The sequence below is a fragment of the Streptococcus sp. X13SY08 genome, assembly GCF_001182825.2.
GTDB lineage: Bacteria > Bacillota > Bacilli > Lactobacillales > Streptococcaceae > Streptococcus.
In genome coordinates this window covers 903,804-919,953 of record NZ_LFYO02000002.1, presented here as the reverse complement: position 1 = coordinate 919,953, position 16,150 = coordinate 903,804, and the positions used below count along the sequence as shown (strand labels likewise).

Below are 16,150 nucleotides of genomic sequence, written 5' to 3'. Positions count from 1 at the left end.
CTCTAGCTAGCTCTTAAAAGGGCTGGTTTTTTGATGATAAAAAATTTTTAAAAAATCCTAGGCAAATCTATTGACCTTTACTGACCAAAGGTGTATACTAGTATCATAAGGTTGGAAAAATCTGATAGAAAGTGGGGTAAAAACGATGCACACTTATATTTTTAAAGAAAAGGTCAGTGATGGTCAGTTTGATCAATTGCCTGAAATCATTTATAGAGTTTTTCCGTAGAATGAAGTGGTGGTGATCAACTTTTTATCGCAATGGTCAATTTAAGTCAGTTTTCAAAATTCGGTGAGAGTGATTTATTGATAACATAGAATATTATAGAACAAAAGTTCTCTTATTTTTAAGAAAAAGGTCAGTTTTGGTCAGGAGGTGAGTCGGAAATCTTTGATTTCGTCGACGAACCCCCGTCAGGCTGACAAGGAATTTCATAGCCTAGGAGGCGTAGAAAACCTTGACAGCTACGACGAAAAACAAACAATCAGATCTAAAAATTGACATAACATATTAACAAATCGAGGTAATATTATGAACAACAACTTTAATAACAATTTTAACAATATGGACGATATTTTCAACCAACTCATGGGCAATATGGGTGGTTATCGTTCTGAAAACAAGCGCTATTTAATCAATGGACGAGAGGTAACACCTGAGGAGTTTGCTATCTATCGTCAGACTGGACAGTTGCCACAAGAGCAAGAAGCAAAAGTTTCTTCCCAAAAAGGAAAGATGAAAGAAGATGGCATCTTAGCTAAGTTAGGCACCAATCTGACAGAAGAAGCACGTCAGGGCAAGCTTGATCCTGTAATTGGGCGCAATAAAGAAATCAAAGAAACAGCTGAGATTTTAGCACGTCGAACCAAGAATAACCCAGTTCTGGTCGGGGATGCTGGCGTCGGAAAAACGGCTGTCGTAGAAGGATTGGCACAAGCTATTGTTGCGGGGGATGTACCAGCTTCTATCAAGAATAAGGAAATTATCAGTATTGATATTTCTGGTCTTGAAGCAGGCACTCAGTACCGTGGTGCTTTTGAGGAAAATATTCAAAACCTTATGGACGAGGTCAAGTCTGCTGGCAATATCATCCTCTTCTTTGATGAAATCTATCAAATTTTAGGTGCGGGATCAACTGGTGGCGATTCTGGATCCAAGGGATTGGCGGATATTCTGAAACCTGCCCTTTCACGTGGCGATTTGACTCTGATTGGGGCATCTACACAGGACGAGTACCGTAATACCATTTTGAAAAATGCTGCGCTGGCTCGTCGTTTCAATGAGGTTAAAGTCAATGCGCCGTCGGCAGAGGATACTTTGGCTATTTTGAAGGGCATTCGTTCCCTCTATGAAGAACACCACAATGTGCTCTTGCCAGATGAAGTCTTGAAAGCGGCAGTGGATTATTCTATTCAATACATTCCACAACGCAGTTTGCCAGATAAGGCAATTGATCTTTTGGATATGACTTCCGCTCACTTAGCAGCACAACATCCTGTCACGGATGTTAAGGCTATCGAAGCTGAAATCATTCATCAAAAAGCTCTACAAGAAGGTTTCGCAGAAAAAGAAGATTACGAAAAAGCCTTAGAAGCTAAAGTGCGCATTGAAGAATTGGAAAAACAAGTAGCCAATCACACTGAGGACCATTCCTGTGTCACAAATGGGTGCTTCTGATATCGAACGTCTCAAAGAGATGGCAACTCGCTTGGAAGGTAAGGTCATTGGACAAGACCAGGCGGTAGAAGCTGTGTCTCGTGCTATCCGTCGTAATCGTGCTGGTTTTGACGAAGGCAATCGACCTATCGGTTCCTTCTTATTTGTCGGTCCGACCGGGGTTGGTAAGACTGAATTGGCCAAACAGCTAGCTTTGGATATGTTTGGCACCAAGGATGCTATCATCCGCCTAGATATGTCTGAATATAGTGATCGCATGGCAGTTTCCAAGCTCATCGGAACGACTGCAGGATATGTAGGCTATGATGATAACAGCCATACATTGACGGAACGTGTGCGCCGCAATCCTTACTCTATTGTCCTCTTGGACGAGATTGAGAAGGCAGATCCACAGGTCATCACGCTTCTCCTCCAAGTGCTGGATGATGGACATTTGACAGATGGTCAAGGCAATACCGTCAACTTCAAGAATACGGTCATCATTGCCACTTCAAATGCTGGATTTGGCTATGGGGCTTCAGAGGAAACAGAGAAGCTTCCAATCATGGATCGGATTGCACCTTATTTCCGACCAGAATTTCTCAATCGTTTCAATGCGGTCATTGAATTCCACAGTTTGACCAAAGATGACTTGGGAGCTGTTGTTGAACTCATGTTGGACCAAGTTAATCACACACTTGCCAAGAAAGACTTGCATTTAGAAGTGAGTGAATCTGTTATGGATCATTTGATTGAAGAGGGCTATGATGAGACCATGGGTGTTCGTCCACTCCGCCGAGTGATCGAAAATCAAATCCGTGATAAAGTGACTGATTTTTATCTGGACCATACAGATGTTAAGAAACTCAAGGCTGATATGGAAGATGGTCAAGTCGTCATTCAAGCTGCCTAAATATGAAATTCACCTCCTTGGAGGTGAATTTTTTGCTATAATGGGAGATGGAAAGAGGTTTCAAATGATTCAACCGATAATGAAAGACCTGCTATTTTTACAACAAGTATCTGAGCCAGCGACCAAAGCTGATTTAGCCATTGGTCGTGATTTGATGGATACCCTACAAGCTCATCAGCATGAATGCGTCGGCATGGCAGCCAATATGATTGGAGTCAAAAAGCGTATGATTATAGTGGATATGGGATTTACCAACCTAGTCATGTACAATCCACATCTGCTCAAAAAAGCACAGCCTTATCAAACAGAAGAATCCTGCTTATCTCTAACAGGTCTCCGTCCAACTACCCGCTACAAGCAGATTACTGTTAGCTTTTTGAATCAAAATTGGCAAGAAGTGACCATGGATTTTACAGATTTCACAGCCCAAATCATCCAGCATGAATTGGATCATCTGGAAGGGATTATTATTTAGTTCTATCTTCTCAATTATCCCTCGATGTGGTATAATAAAGCGTTACTGATAAATAGCTCTGCTATTTTCAAGAGAAAAATCGTATCAAAAGGAGAATTCCCATGGGACGTAAATGGGCTAATATTGTTGCCAAAAAAACTGCCAAAGATGGAGCTAACTCAAAGGTGTATGCTAAGTTTGGTGTCGAAATCTATGCTGCTGCTAAAAAAGGCGATCCAGATCCAGAGACAAACGGTGCACTTAAATTCGTTGTGGATCGAGCAAAACAAGCGCAAGTTCCAAAGCATATTATTGATAAAGCGATTGACAAGGCAAAAGGGAATACAGACGAGACCTTCGTGGAAGGGCGTTATGAAGGGTTTGGACCAAGTGGCTCCATGCTGATTGTCGATACATTGACTTCAAATGTCAACCGTACGGCAGCAAATGTTCGCTCTGCTTTTGGTAAAAATGGTGGGAACATGGGTGCCAGTGGTTCAGTATCTTATCTTTTTGATAACAAAGGTGTCATCGTCTTTGCAGGAGATGATGCGGATAGTGTCTTTGAGCAACTCTTGGAAGCAGATGTGGAAGTGGACGATGTTGAAGCAGAAGACGGGACCATCACTGTTTATACAGTACCAACTGACCTTCACAAAGCTATTTTAGCCTTGCAAGATGCAGGAACAGCTGAATTTCAGGTAACCGAACTGGAAATGATTCCTCAATCAGAAGTGGTCTTGGAAGGCGATGATCTTGCTACTTTCGAGAAACTCTATGATGCCCTTGAAGACGATGAAGATGTTCAAAAAATCTACACAAACGTCGAAGGATTTTAATAAATATGAAAGACCAGCCGAAAGGCTGGTTTTTTTCTTGCTTACTATCTCTACTATTTCCTAAAATATCCTTCCCGTATCCATATAAGCATTTTTTAAGGCTTGATAAAATCTATATATTAGAAAAAAGTGGAAAAAGGTGTTAAGATTACATTTATAAACGAATAGGGAGGGTCTTTGATGAAAAAGAGAATCTTAGCGGGATTATTAACAACAGTGACAGCAGTGACATTAGTAGCTTGCGCTGGTGGTGCTTCGAATACAAGTAACTCATCAAGTTTGGCGGCAAGTTCCGACACCTTTACATACACAATCGATGGCGACCCAAGTTCAACCAATCCGATTAATACCAGTGATCGTTGGGGCTTGACAATGAGCAATCTGATTTTTTCTCCGCTAGTGCGCGTGGAAGCAGATGGGACCTATGTCAATGAGTTAGCTGACAGCTACGAGATTGCCGAAGATCGTCTCAGTATTACGGTTAAATTGCGTCAGGACGTGAAATGGTCTGACGGTGAAGCCTTCAATGCGGATGATGTGATTTTTACCTATAACCAAAAAGTGAAGGAAGAAAATGGTGGGTCAGATGGTCTTTGGATTAATGGCAAAGCAGTGACTGTTGAAAAAGTAGATGACTATACAGTCAAATTCATCTTACCATCTGTATCAGCCGCTGCGCTGGACAATATTGTCACAGAAACCTATATCATTCCAGAACATGTCTACAATGATGAGGTTGATTTTTCAGCTAGCCAATTGACCAATAAACCTGTAGGGACCGGTCCATATAAACTAGTCGATTACAAGCATGGCGAATACCTTAGCTTTGAAGCCAACGAGAACTACTACAAAGGTAAACCAAAGATTGACAAATTTGTGATGCGCATCATCTCTAGCCCAGATACGACAAAAGTGGCACTACAAACAGGAGAGGTTGATGCGGCCTTCGTTCTCCCAAGTATTGTAAAAGACTTAGATAAAGATAGCATTACAACGTATGCTTATACTGAAAATCGCATCGGCTACATGGGACTGAACACATCTACGGAAGAGTTGAAAGATGTACGTGTGCGTCAAGCTCTGCTATTTGCCCTCAATAAAAAAGATATGGATCAAGCAGCTTATATCGACGAGAAATATTATGAGATTCCATATTCATTCTTGCCAGTAGCTAATCCATACGCGACAAAAGACGTTGAAAAATACGACCAAGATTTGGAAAAAGCTAAGAAATTATTAGCGGAAGCAGGAGTAACCAATCTCAAAGTCAACTTGGGTTACAATTCATCAGACGCAGCTCAAACCTTGCAAGCGACCTTGATTCAAGAGCAGTTGTCAAGAATTGGTGTGACAGTTGAATTGGCCGGTGGTGACTCTACAGCCCTCTTCACAGAATTACGCAAGGAAGGGCCAACAGCCTACGATCTCTTCTTGGGAGGCTACATCATGGGGAACGACCCAGATCAATATGCTCGTCTCTTCAAGACAGGAGGCGGCTCAAACTACTTCAAATTGTCTTCGCCAGAAATCGACGGACTCTTTGAAAAAGGTGCGGTCGAATTGGACAAGGAGAAACGTCAAGCTATCTATGATGACTTGCAGGTAGCTCTAGCTGATGAGGCGGCTATCTACCCAATCGTCGATAACAATAAGGTCCTCGCTGTCAATAACCGTATCTCAGGTGTGAAAGAAGCTGGATTGGTACCAATTTATACCTTTGAAAACCCTTCAACATTAACCATCAACAAATAAGAAGGAGAGGCTGGGAATTCCCATCCTCCTTTCTAGTTTCTCTCGTCTTTCCTTTTTGGATTTGGAGAATAGCAGAGCTTAAAGGCTTGCGAGAGAAAAGCATCTAGGAGTATCTATGCTAAAATTTATTGCTAAAAGGATCTTGCAGGCCATTCCGCTCTTGCTACTCATATCCTTCATCGTCTTTTCTTTGATTCAAGTGGCGCCTTTTGATGTCATTGATTCTTTGACGACACCCAATATGACGCCAGAGCAAGTGGCGATTTTGCGCCAGCAGCATGGTTTGGATCAACCTTTTTTGACCCAGTATTTTATTTGGCTCAAGAATATTTTGACAGGAAATTTCGGAAATTCCATGATTACCCAGCACAGTATCGCTGCGGATTTGGCGGAAAAAATTCCTAATACGGTATCACTGGTTTTACCAGCCTATTTGACAGCTCTGTTATTAGCTGTTGTTTTAGGGCTTTTAGCCGCAGCCAATCGTGGAAAGTGGGTGGATAAGGCAGTGGATGCCTTTGCATCGGTCGGCATTGCAGTGCCAACTTTCTGGTTTGCCATGATTTTGATTTATTTATTTGGCTACCGTCTCAAATTTTTCCCTTTTATCGGTATGCACACGCTTGGAAAAGAAAGGGATCTTGGGGACTTTATGGCCCACTTTATTCTACCTTACTTGACACTGATTATGGCCTCCATGCCACGCTTGCTGCGCTATATCCGGACATCTGCCATCATCGAGGTGGATAAGGATTATGTGACGGTGCAGGAGGCTTTCCAATCTCATCGTAAGGATATTTTTAGTCGTCATATTTTCCGTAATATTTCGATTCCTATAGTAACGCAAATCGGGATGGCGCTTCCTATGTTGGTTGCAGGTGCGGTCATCACAGAGACCATTTTTGCCTGGCCAGGGGTGGGACCTTATTTGACTTCTGCTACTAAGGCTTTGGATTATCCAGTCATCATGTCAGTCATGCTCTTATCAGCCATCTTAGTCATCTTGGGAAATCTCTTGGCAGATGTACTCTACTCCATTGTTGACCCCCGAATTACCAGAGGAGGTGCCAAATGAGCTTTTTGAAACGTTTAAAAGAAGAACTGCTGAGCTCGCCTCTTTACCTCTTTTCTGCTGCCTTTTTAGTGGTTTTGTTTCTATTATCAATCGCATCTCCGTTTATTCCCATTGATCCTAATGCAACAGACGTGGTAGCTATGAATCAGGGACCCAGTTTAGAACATTTATTTGGAACGGACCAGATTGGGCGTGATTACTTTATACGTGTGGTCTACGGCGGACGTATTTCTCTCTTGGTCGGTGTTTTAGCCATGCTAGCATCTGTTTTGATTGGTAGTTTAGTAGGAATTATCGCTGGTTTCTTCGGTGGTAAAATTGACAGCTTCCTTATGCGATTCGTAGATGTTTTGTCATCTATTCCATGGTTGGTGTTGGTGATTGTCCTGAGTGTCTTTTTACAGTCAGGGTTGTCAACGATCATTATCGTGATAGGTGGTTTTTCATGGATGTCTATTTCTCGTCTCATTCGGGGGGAAACCTTGGCGGCAAAAGTGCATGATTATGTCCAATATGCTCAATTTATCGGCGTCAAAAAATCAGTGATTATTCGTCGCCATATTTTGCCTGCTATATTACCGACGTTGATTGTCGCTGCAACGACGTCCATTTCCTCTGCCATCATGACCGAATCAGCACTCAGCTTTTTGGGAATTGGGATTCAGCAACCTCTGGCCTCGTGGGGTAGTCTTTTGCAAAACGCACAAACGACGCTACAGAGTGCACCATACATGGCAATCTTGCCAGGTTTGTTTATTCTTTTGACCATTTATTCCTTTAATAATCTTGGTGATTTAGTGCGCGATAGTTTGCAACGGGAGGTAGATTGATGAGCGATTATATGATTGAAATTTCCAATTTACAGATCGGAAAAGAGCGAAAAAAAGACTATAAAGCATTGGTCAAGGGTGTTGATTTACGCTTACCCAAAGGAAAAATCACTGGAATTGTCGGAGAGTCTGGTAGCGGAAAAAGTTTAACCATGAAATCTATCTTGGGGATATTACCTAAAGATTTGACAGTTTCCTATGACCAGATGGATTTTGAAGGTCAGCCTATAGCAGTGCAAAAACGAATTCCTGTGGCTATGATTTTTCAAGACCCAATGACTTCTCTCAATCCACTACGCAAAATCGGCTATCATTTAGAAGAAGTGTTGCATCGTTTTCAGCCAGATCTTTCTAAGGAGCAGGCAGATGAAAAAATTCTCGCTATTTTGGAGCGCGTGGGCATCACCAATCCAAAAGCTCGGCTCAAGCAATATCCTTTTGAGTTTTCAGGGGGTATGCGCCAGCGGATTCTTATCGCCATGGCACTTCTTGCCAATCCTCGAGTTCTGATTGCGGATGAACCGACAACTGCTTTGGATGTGACTATTCAGGCACAGATTTTGGCACTTCTAAAAGAATTGCAAGAAACGCTTGGTTTGACGGTGGTCATTGTCAGCCATGATTTTGGTGTCATAGCAGGGCTTTGTGATGAGGTCAAGGTTATGCACCAAAGGGAATTCGTCGAAGAAGGAACCGTGGACGATATCTTTGATAATCCGCTTCATCCCTATACACAGGAATTATTGACAGCAGCGCGATTGGAAAATAAAGCAGAGCTGAATGAGCAGGCGGATCGTTTTGCATTAGTAGAAGAAGGTTTTGAAACTAAGCTAATAGCTGTCTCTCCTACCCATCGTGTCAGAAAGGTGGTGACCTATGACTGAGAAAAAAACAATTTTCATCCGTGTTAAGGATGTCGAGAAGGTCTACAGCAAGAAAAATCTTCTGGGACAAGAGCAACGTCAGGTTGCTGTGGATGGTGTGACCTTAGACATTTACAAAGGAGAAACGCTGGGGCTTGTCGGTGAATCTGGCAGCGGGAAATCCACCCTTGCTAAGTTAATTTTAGGTCTGGAAAGCCCGACGGCTGGGGTCATTGACTATACTGGCTTGACAGAGGTAGATTTGAAAAATCTATCGTCAAGGAGCCCTTGTATGCCTTGCCTAAGGAGGAAGCAACGGCACGTGCTCGCTATCTTTTGGAACGCGTGGGAATTACGGGTAACGATGTCAACAAACGTCCTAAGTCTTTCAGTGGCGGTCAGCGCCAGCGAATTGGGATTGCGCGTGCGGTAGCCAGTCGTCCGCAGTTTGTGGTTTGTGATGAGCCGACTTCGGCACTAGATGTGTCCATTCAGGCGCGGATTTTGGATTTGCTTTCAGATTTACAGGAAGAATTTAACCTGTCTTATTTATTTATTTCCCATGATTTGACCGTTGTGGAGCATTTTTCAGATCGTATTGCGGTGCTGTATAAGGGAAAATTGGTGGAGCTAGCTCCAGCCAAAGAGCTCTTTAAAAGTCCTCAGCACCCCTATACCAGCTATCTTATATTCAAGATTTTGAATTGACTGCGGAGTTTGATTGGGTGGAAGTCGCGCCAGCCCATTTTGTTAGAAGAAATAGGGTATAATCTCCATTAGTAATTGTACTTTTCTCTATTAAAAATCTTAATCATGGGTTAAAAAATCTATATTAGACAGACGCTTTTGGGAGTGTTAGGATAGAAATAAGTCAAAAGAAAGGAGTCTAGACATGGCAAAAGTAGTGATAGGAATTTCAGGAAATGAAAAGGAAATGCCAGCTATGTCTGGCATCCAGTATGTAGCGGTCGCTAAGGACCTATCTGAAAATATCAAGGAGGCGGGTGGTCTGCCCATCGTCTTGCCAGTGGGACATCCTGATTTAGCTAAGGACTATGTGGCTATGATTGATAAATTAGCCTTATCAGGCGGTCGGCATGTAGAACCAGAACTCTATGGCGAGGAAAAAGTCATCGTTAGTGAAGATTACTCGCCAGAACGGGATGCTTTCGAACTGGCATTAATTAAAGAAGCTCTCAAGCAAGGAAAACCCATTTTTGCCATTTGCCGGGGTATGCAGCTGTTGAATGTAGCACTAGGTGGTAGTCTTTATCAATCCATCGAGCACCACTGGCAGGAAAATGTATTTGGGACTTCACATGGCTTAGAAATTAAGCCTGAAAGCAGAGTTGCTCAAGTGTTTAATAAAAGTGTTCAGGTCAATTCCCTTCATCAGCAAAGTATCAAGCAATTGGGGGAAGATTTGGTGGCAACAGCATGGGATCCGCGTGACGGAACGATTGAAGCATACGAAGGAAAGCGCATTTTAGGACTCCAATGGCATCCAGAGTTTCTGATCAAAACGTGCGATTGCAGTCGTAACCTGTTTGAGTGTGTTGTCAATGAATTGTGAGAGTGGGACAAAAAATTGATTAATCGTTATAAAATAACGATTCCGATCTTGTCTCCACTTTTTTAGAGGTGTTGGACCTAAAAAAGGCTATTTCCAAAATTTTTTACTCCTGCTTCAAACGTTTCTCATACATTTGAACAATCAACCACTATGTCCAACTGTTGTATCTCTAAAAGTGAAGCGAGGCAGGGCTGTTGTCCCAGCCTTTTTTATATTTTTTTTGATATAGTTTTTAACTATACATATTACAAAAAGAGGATAAAGAAATTTTAAGTGCCACTTAAAAAATCTCTATTATACAGAATCTTTATCTTGTGTTAAGATAAGTACAGTTACATCTTAAAGGAGAAAAGGTTATGAATTTAAAAAAATTTTTTAGTTTTGCGGCGGTAGCGGCTTTGTCATTGACCAGTTTGGCAGCCTGTGCAGGAGCTTCAAAGGAAGATGCAAATGTGGTAAAAATTGGGGTTATGGGTTTAAGTGACACAGAAGAAGCTCGTTGGGACAAAATCAAAGAGATTTTAGGCGACGATGTGACATTGGAATTCACTGAATTCACTGATTACTCACAACCTAACTTGGCAGTTGCTGAAGGTGAAGTGGACGTCAATGCTTTCCAACACTATAATTTCTTGAACAACTGGAACAAAGAAAACGGGGAAGACTTGGTTGCCATTGCCGATACCATCATTTCTCCAATTCGTCTTTACTCAGGCACTGAGAATGGTAAAAACAAATATAAATCTGTCACTGAAATTCCAGAAGGTGCTGAAATTGCTGTTCCAAATGACGCGACAAATGAAAGTCGTGCCCTCTACCTTCTCCAATCAGCAGGTTTGATTACCTTGGATGTATCGGGAACGGAGCTAGCAACGATTGTTAATATCAAAGAAAATCCAAAAAAATTGACCATTACTGAATTGGATGCTAGTCAAACTGCGGTTTCATTAGAGTCAGTAGCGGCAGCGGTTGTTAATAACACTTTCGTCCAAGAAGCTGGTTTGGATTTTGAAAATGCTCTCTATAAAGAGCAAAAAGATGAAAATTCAAAACAATGGTACAATGTGATTGCAGCTAAAAAAGACTGGAAAGACTCTTCGAAAGCAGACGCTATCCAAAAAGTTATTGATGCTTATCACACTGAAGAAGTAAAAGAAGTGATTGAAAAAACATCACAAGGTACGGATGAGCCAGTTTGGTAAAAATAGTGTGGTTGTCAATGAAATAGATAGAGGGGAGCCGAGAATTCTTGGCTCCTTGAATTCGTATAGAGACAGCATGGAAATAGGAGGAGATTGAATATGTCAGAAACTCAAAAAGAAGTTATTTTTGCAGAGGACGCCCTCATTCAAACCTATTTTGAACGATTGAAAGTTTTGATTTCTAAAAAATCCATCTTTGCTCAACAAACTGGTCTCTTAGAGGTTGCAACCTACCTCAAAGAAATCTTTGAAGAGGTTGGTGCCGAGGTAATTCTGGACGATAGCTATGCAGCGCCATTTGTCATGGCTAAATTTAAGAGTCAAAAAACTGACGCCAAGACCTTGATTTTCTACAATCACTATGATACAGTACCAGCAGACAGTGATCAGGTTTGGACAGGGGCTCCATTTGAAGTAGATATTCGTGATGGTCATATCTATGGTCGTGGGGTGGATGATGATAAGGGGCATATTATTGCAAGACTAACGGCTGTGCAGCGCTATTTGTCTCATCACGAGGACTTGCCCGTCCATATCATTTTTATCATGGAAGGTGCTGAAGAATTCGCTTCGGTGGATTTGGATAGATATTTAGCTAAATACGCCGAAGAGTTGACGGGGGCGGACTTGCTGATTTGGGAGCAAGGTTCCCGCAATGTCTTAGATCAACTGGAAATAGCAGGAGGCAATAAAGGCATCGTCACCTTTGATTTGACCGTTAAAAGTGCAGAGCTGGATATTCATTCCTCCTTTGGAGGTGTGGTGGACTCGGCAGCCTGGTATCTGCTGAGTGCCCTGCAAAGTATGCGGGCTGCGGATGGTCGCATTTTGGTGGATGGCATTTACGACTTGGTGCAGGAACCTAATGAACGTGAGCTGGCTTTAGTGGAGGAATTTGCCTTAGCTAGTCCAGAAAGTGTCAAGGAAGTTTATGGCTTGACCTTGCCGACCTTAGCTAGCGAGCGACGGGACTTTCTAAAACGCTTGTATTTTGAACCGTCTATGACGATTGAGGGCTTATGGACTGGCTATTTGGGGCAAGGTGTGAAAACCATTATCCCAGCTCAAGCTAGCGCTAAAATGGAAGTCCGTTTGGTTCCAGGATTGGAACCGCAGGTGGTTTTAAGTTTGATTGAAAAGCATTTGGAAAAGAAGGGCTTTGGACAGGTAAAAGTGACCGTTACCCTTGGTGAAATGAGTTACCGCAGCGACATGTCTGCGCCAGCCATTGTCAACGTCATCGAATTGGCAAAAAAATTGACACCTGAAGGAGTCGCTGTGCTACCAACTTCACCTGGAACAGGACCTATGCATACTGTTTTTCACGCTTTGGGGGTACCGATTGCTGGCTTTGGCATGGGAAATGCCAATAGTCGTGACCACGCAGGGGATGAGAATGTCCGTATCGCAGACTATGTTAGCCATATTGAATTAATAGAGGAGTTAATCACAAGTTATGAGTAAAAAAATGATTGAGCTGGATCACATAGATGTGACCTTTCATCAGAAGAAACGAACGATTGAAGCGGTCAAAGATGTGACCATTCACATCAACGAAGGGGATATCTATGGAATTGTTGGCTATTCAGGAGCTGGAAAATCAACACTAGTCCGTGTTGTCAATCTTTTGCAGGTTCCGACCAGCGGAAAAATCACCATTGACGGGGATGTGATTTTTGAAGGCGACAAGGTAACCTTGAAATCAAATGAACTTCGTAAGAAACGCCGCAAGATTGGGATGATTTTCCAACATTTCAACTTAATGGCGCAGCGAACAGCAGCTGAAAATGTTGCCTTTGCCCTGAGGCATTCTGGTTTATCGAAGGAAGAGAAAAAAGCCAAGGTTGTCAATTTATTGGAATTAGTCGGCTTGGCGGATCGTGCGGATAATTATCCGTCACAATTATCCGGTGGTCAAAAACAGCGGGTGGCTATCGCGCGTGCCTTGGCCAATGATCCCAATATCCTGATTTCAGACGAGGCGACTTCTGCCCTTGATCCCAAGACGACCAAGCAAATTTTAGCCCTCTTGCAAGAGCTCAATCAAAAGTTGGGCTTAACCATTGTGTTGATTACTCATGAAATGCAGATTGTCAAAGATATTGCCAATCGCGTGGCTGTTATGCAAAATGGTCGTTTGATTGAAGAAGGCTCTGTTCTCGAAATTTTCTCACATCCGACTGAGGCTCTAACCCAAGATTTCATCACCACTGCGACAGGAATTGATGAAGCCATGGTTATGCAGGACATGCCACAGATGAGCCTTTGCTCAACGAGTTGTACAAGCACTACCAAGTCACCGCCAATATTTTATATGGGAATATTGAGATTTTAGAAAACACCCCAGTGGGGGAGATGGTCGCCATTTTGTCTGGTGAAGAAGAGCGCATGCAAGCAGCACTCGCTGCAATTGCAGCTGCAAATGTAGAAGTAACGATTTTGAAGGAGGGAAACTAGGTGTTAGAATCCATTATTGAATATATACAGGTTCATTTCCCTGATGTTTATAAGATTGGCTGGGCAGGTCAAACTGGCTGGTGGACAGCGACTTATTTGACACTTTACATGACCTTTGTTTCCTTCTTTTTCGGAGGGATTCTTGGTTTGGGCACAGGCTTATCACAGGTCTTGACAGGTCCAGGTGGTGTCCGTGAAAATAAAGTTCTGTTTTGGATATTGGATACCATCTCATCCATCTTCCGCGCGGTTCCATTTATCATTCTCTTAGGATTTATCGCTCCGTTTACCAAATTGATTATTGGAAAATCAATCGGAACAGAAGCAGCTTTAGTTCCTTTAGCCTTCTCTGTTTTTCCATTTTATGCTCGCCAAGTACAGGTGGTCTTATCTGAGTTGGATGGAGGAATCATAGAAGCGGCAGAAGCGTCAGGTGCGACTTTCTGGGATATTGTTGTCGTTTATCTTCGTGAAGGATTACCAGAACTCATTCGCGTGACAACTTTTGCTCTAGTTTCTCTTGTGGGCTATACAGCAATGGCTGGCGCAATTGGATCAGGTGGTTTAGGGATGGTAGCATTGGTCTACGGTTATCAACGATTTAACTATGACGTAACCTTCTTAGCAACGCTGTTGATTTTATTGATTATCTTTATCATTCAATTCATCGGGGATTACTTGTCTCGAAAAGTTAGTCATAAATAAGGATTTAAAACAGGTTTCGACCTGTTTTTTTGTTATAATGACATTAGACAAGTTTTCTGTTTTGATAGAAAAAGGAGTTGCATATGAAGACATACACAATGAATAATGGTTTGACCATTCCAGCAGTCGGTTTTGGAACCTATCAAGCAAAAGATGGGGATGAAGTGTACAACGCAGTTCGCATTGCTCTAGAAGCAGGGTATCGTCACATTGATACGGCTACGCTTTATCGAAATGAAGAGAGTATTGGGCGTGCTATTAAGGATTCAGGTATTCCCCGTGAAGAGTTATTTATCATAACTAAGTTGTGGAATTATGCTCATGGTTATGAGGAAGCAAAGGCAGCATTTCCAGAGTCTCTTGAAAAATTAGGCTTAGACTATGTCGATTTATATTTGATTCACTTACTGCAAGGAAAAAGGGATCGTTTTAGAGGCATGGAGTCCATTGGGACGAGGAGAATTGTTTACTCATCCAACCATGCTGGCTATCGCTGAAAAATATGGAAAATCTGTCGCCCAAATTGCTCTTGCTTGGTCATGGGCACAAGGCTTCTTGCCTCTTCCAAAGTCAGTAACGGAAAGCCGCATTATTGAAAACTTGGATTTTCAAGATATTGAATTGACACCAGAAGATGTAGAGTCTATCACGGCCATCCAAGGGGTAACAGGAGCTTACGATCCAGATACTACAAACTTTTAAGAGAGCGGGACAAAAGTCGGTCAATCGTCATGAAATGAGATGTCGATTTTTCAATACTGTTTCGTTTTCGGGTATTGAGCTAAGACAGTCTAGACTGTTTTACTCCCACCTCCGCACAGTTGATGAGGAGGTCGCTAACCCCTACAGCCTGCGAGGTGAGGATTTCCAATCAACCACTGCGTGGAACGTCTCCTACTCAAAAAGTAAAACAAGGTTGGTCTTTTGACCAACCTTGTTTCTTTTTTGTGAGAAATGCTGTGACAGCCGATGATTTACATTTTTATCTGATTGACTTGTGAAGGTAAATTCAGTAAGATAAGAATCGTTACAGTTTGTCGACAAAAGAAACAAATTATAATCTAAAGGAGATATATTTTGCCTATACTTATCTTGATGTTGTGTATGTTTGGTATTCGTCTTGCATTTTTAAAGTTGTCTATTGCCAATGAAAAACGAATTCTAGCAAATGGTGGAAAAGAATATGGTGTCAAAAATACAAAATGGATTACAATCCTTCACATCTTATTTTATTTTTCTTGCCTTGTAGAAGCTATGGTCAATAAGGTGCAGTTGGACACTCTTGGTTTTCTTGGTTTGGGTCTTATGCTCTTTTCGCTCTTCATGCTTTGTACAGTGACTCGCTTATTGGGGGACATTTGGACTGTGAAGTTAATGTTGTTGAAAGATCATCGCTTTGTGGACCACTGGCTATTTCGTGTGGTCAAACATCCCAACTATTTCTTGAATATTCTTCCTGAATTGGTAGGAATTGCGCTTCTTTGCCATGCAAAATATTCCGCTTGGCTCTTGATTCCTTACGCTTATGTACTCTACAAGCGTATCCAAGAAGAAAACAAGTTGTTGGCAGAAGTCATTATTCCTAATAGTGCATCATAAAATAAACTATTCGTGTGTAATGGATAGACAAGACCTGTGAATTTTGCTATACTAATCCCAAGAAAGAAAGTTGTTTTGGAAACAATCACTAGCGAGTTCGGGTGAGTGGAAGCCGAATGATGGGAAAAGCAATTGGCGCTTTCGGTAAAATTGAATGATAAATGAAGTAATAAATTAGGGTGGAACCGCGTATCTAACGCCCCTATGTCGGTTGGCATGGGAGGAGTAGAA

The 16,150-nt window shown here is 42.0% G+C and carries 11 protein-coding genes and 4 pseudogenes; all 15 read left to right on the top strand.

Features of this window, described 5'->3' with window-relative positions; all coding sequences use genetic code 11:
* The first annotated feature begins 532 nt into the window (after positions 1-532).
* The 15 genes and pseudogenes from AEX56_RS05330 (at position 533) to AEX56_RS05260 (ending at position 15,919) form a co-directional block, all read left to right on the top strand.
* Positions 533-2,570, top strand: a pseudogene (locus tag AEX56_RS05330) (AAA family ATPase).
* Between the two features lie 64 nt (positions 2,571-2,634).
* Positions 2,635-3,045 carry a peptide deformylase gene (locus tag AEX56_RS05325; protein ID WP_049618157.1) on the top strand — a complete coding sequence of 137 codons (411 nt, stop codon included), beginning with the start codon at positions 2,635-2,637 and terminating at the stop codon, positions 3,043-3,045.
* A 101-nt stretch (positions 3,046-3,146) separates the two neighbouring features.
* The gene (locus AEX56_RS05320; protein ID WP_049618156.1) at positions 3,147-3,863 is read left to right on the top strand and encodes a YebC/PmpR family DNA-binding transcriptional regulator; all 717 of its coding nucleotides are present in this window, start codon (positions 3,147-3,149) and stop codon (positions 3,861-3,863) included.
* 180 nt (positions 3,864-4,043) lie between these two features.
* Positions 4,044-5,615 carry an ABC transporter substrate-binding protein gene (locus AEX56_RS05315; protein WP_049618155.1) on the top strand — a complete coding sequence of 524 codons (1,572 nt, stop codon included), beginning with the start codon at positions 4,044-4,046 and terminating at the stop codon, positions 5,613-5,615.
* A 115-nt stretch (positions 5,616-5,730) separates the two neighbouring features.
* Complete coding sequence (locus AEX56_RS05310; RefSeq protein ID WP_049618154.1) at positions 5,731-6,690, top strand: ABC transporter permease; 960 nt, start codon at positions 5,731-5,733, stop codon at positions 6,688-6,690.
* Positions 6,687-7,520 (top strand): ABC transporter permease, encoded by an 834-nt coding sequence (locus AEX56_RS05305; protein ID WP_049618153.1) that lies wholly within the window; start codon positions 6,687-6,689, stop codon positions 7,518-7,520. The genes AEX56_RS05310 and AEX56_RS05305 overlap by 4 nt, the downstream gene beginning before the upstream one ends.
* Positions 7,520-8,404, top strand: coding sequence for an ABC transporter ATP-binding protein (locus tag AEX56_RS05300; RefSeq protein ID WP_049618152.1), 885 nt, complete (start codon positions 7,520-7,522; stop codon positions 8,402-8,404). Before AEX56_RS05305 ends, AEX56_RS05300 begins: the two co-directional genes overlap by 1 nt.
* A pseudogene (locus AEX56_RS09000) lies at positions 8,397-9,153 on the top strand (ATP-binding cassette domain-containing protein). Before AEX56_RS05300 ends, AEX56_RS09000 begins: the two are co-directional and overlap by 8 nt.
* Before the next feature lie 122 nt (positions 9,154-9,275).
* Positions 9,276-9,956 carry a gamma-glutamyl-gamma-aminobutyrate hydrolase family protein gene (locus AEX56_RS05290; RefSeq protein WP_049618151.1) on the top strand — a complete coding sequence of 227 codons (681 nt, stop codon included), beginning with the start codon at positions 9,276-9,278 and terminating at the stop codon, positions 9,954-9,956.
* Between the two features lie 356 nt (positions 9,957-10,312).
* A complete protein-coding gene (locus tag AEX56_RS05285; protein WP_049618150.1) occupies positions 10,313-11,158 on the top strand; it encodes a MetQ/NlpA family ABC transporter substrate-binding protein in 846 nt (281 codons plus the stop codon).
* A gap of 99 nt (positions 11,159-11,257) precedes the next feature.
* Positions 11,258-12,622 (top strand): M20/M25/M40 family metallo-hydrolase, encoded by a 1,365-nt coding sequence (locus AEX56_RS05280; protein ID WP_049618149.1) that lies wholly within the window; start codon positions 11,258-11,260, stop codon positions 12,620-12,622.
* Positions 12,615-13,615 (top strand): annotated as a pseudogene (locus AEX56_RS05275) (methionine ABC transporter ATP-binding protein). The gene AEX56_RS05280 and the pseudogene AEX56_RS05275 overlap by 8 nt, the downstream one beginning before the upstream one ends.
* Before the next feature lie 12 nt (positions 13,616-13,627).
* Positions 13,628-14,320 carry a methionine ABC transporter permease gene (locus tag AEX56_RS05270; RefSeq protein WP_049618283.1) on the top strand — a complete coding sequence of 231 codons (693 nt, stop codon included), beginning with the start codon at positions 13,628-13,630 and terminating at the stop codon, positions 14,318-14,320.
* A gap of 83 nt (positions 14,321-14,403) precedes the next feature.
* Positions 14,404-15,022 (top strand): annotated as a pseudogene (locus tag AEX56_RS05265) (aldo/keto reductase).
* A 393-nt stretch (positions 15,023-15,415) separates the two neighbouring features.
* Complete coding sequence (locus AEX56_RS05260) at positions 15,416-15,919, top strand: isoprenylcysteine carboxyl methyltransferase family protein (protein ID WP_049618148.1); 504 nt, start codon at positions 15,416-15,418, stop codon at positions 15,917-15,919.
* Positions 15,920-16,150: the final 231 nt, after the last annotated feature.

Excerpts from the sequence above, each read along its gene's own strand:
- AEX56_RS05300 (WP_049618152.1), top strand. The coding sequence starts at position 7,520 with ATGAGCGATTATATGATTGAAATTTCCAATTTACAGATCGGAAAAGAG.
- AEX56_RS05290 (WP_049618151.1), top strand. The coding sequence starts at position 9,276 with ATGGCAAAAGTAGTGATAGGAATTTCAGGAAATGAAAAGGAAATGCCA.
- AEX56_RS05260 (WP_049618148.1), top strand. The coding sequence starts at position 15,416 with ATGTTGTGTATGTTTGGTATTCGTCTTGCATTTTTAAAGTTGTCTATT.
- AEX56_RS05325 (WP_049618157.1), top strand. The coding sequence starts at position 2,635 with ATGATTCAACCGATAATGAAAGACCTGCTATTTTTACAACAAGTATCT.
- AEX56_RS05310 (WP_049618154.1), top strand. The coding sequence starts at position 5,731 with ATGCTAAAATTTATTGCTAAAAGGATCTTGCAGGCCATTCCGCTCTTG.
- AEX56_RS05320 (WP_049618156.1), top strand. The coding sequence starts at position 3,147 with ATGGGACGTAAATGGGCTAATATTGTTGCCAAAAAAACTGCCAAAGAT.
- AEX56_RS05280 (WP_049618149.1), top strand. The coding sequence starts at position 11,258 with ATGTCAGAAACTCAAAAAGAAGTTATTTTTGCAGAGGACGCCCTCATT.
- AEX56_RS05315 (WP_049618155.1), top strand. The coding sequence starts at position 4,044 with ATGAAAAAGAGAATCTTAGCGGGATTATTAACAACAGTGACAGCAGTG.
- AEX56_RS05305 (WP_049618153.1), top strand. The coding sequence starts at position 6,687 with ATGAGCTTTTTGAAACGTTTAAAAGAAGAACTGCTGAGCTCGCCTCTT.
- AEX56_RS05285 (WP_049618150.1), top strand. The coding sequence starts at position 10,313 with ATGAATTTAAAAAAATTTTTTAGTTTTGCGGCGGTAGCGGCTTTGTCA.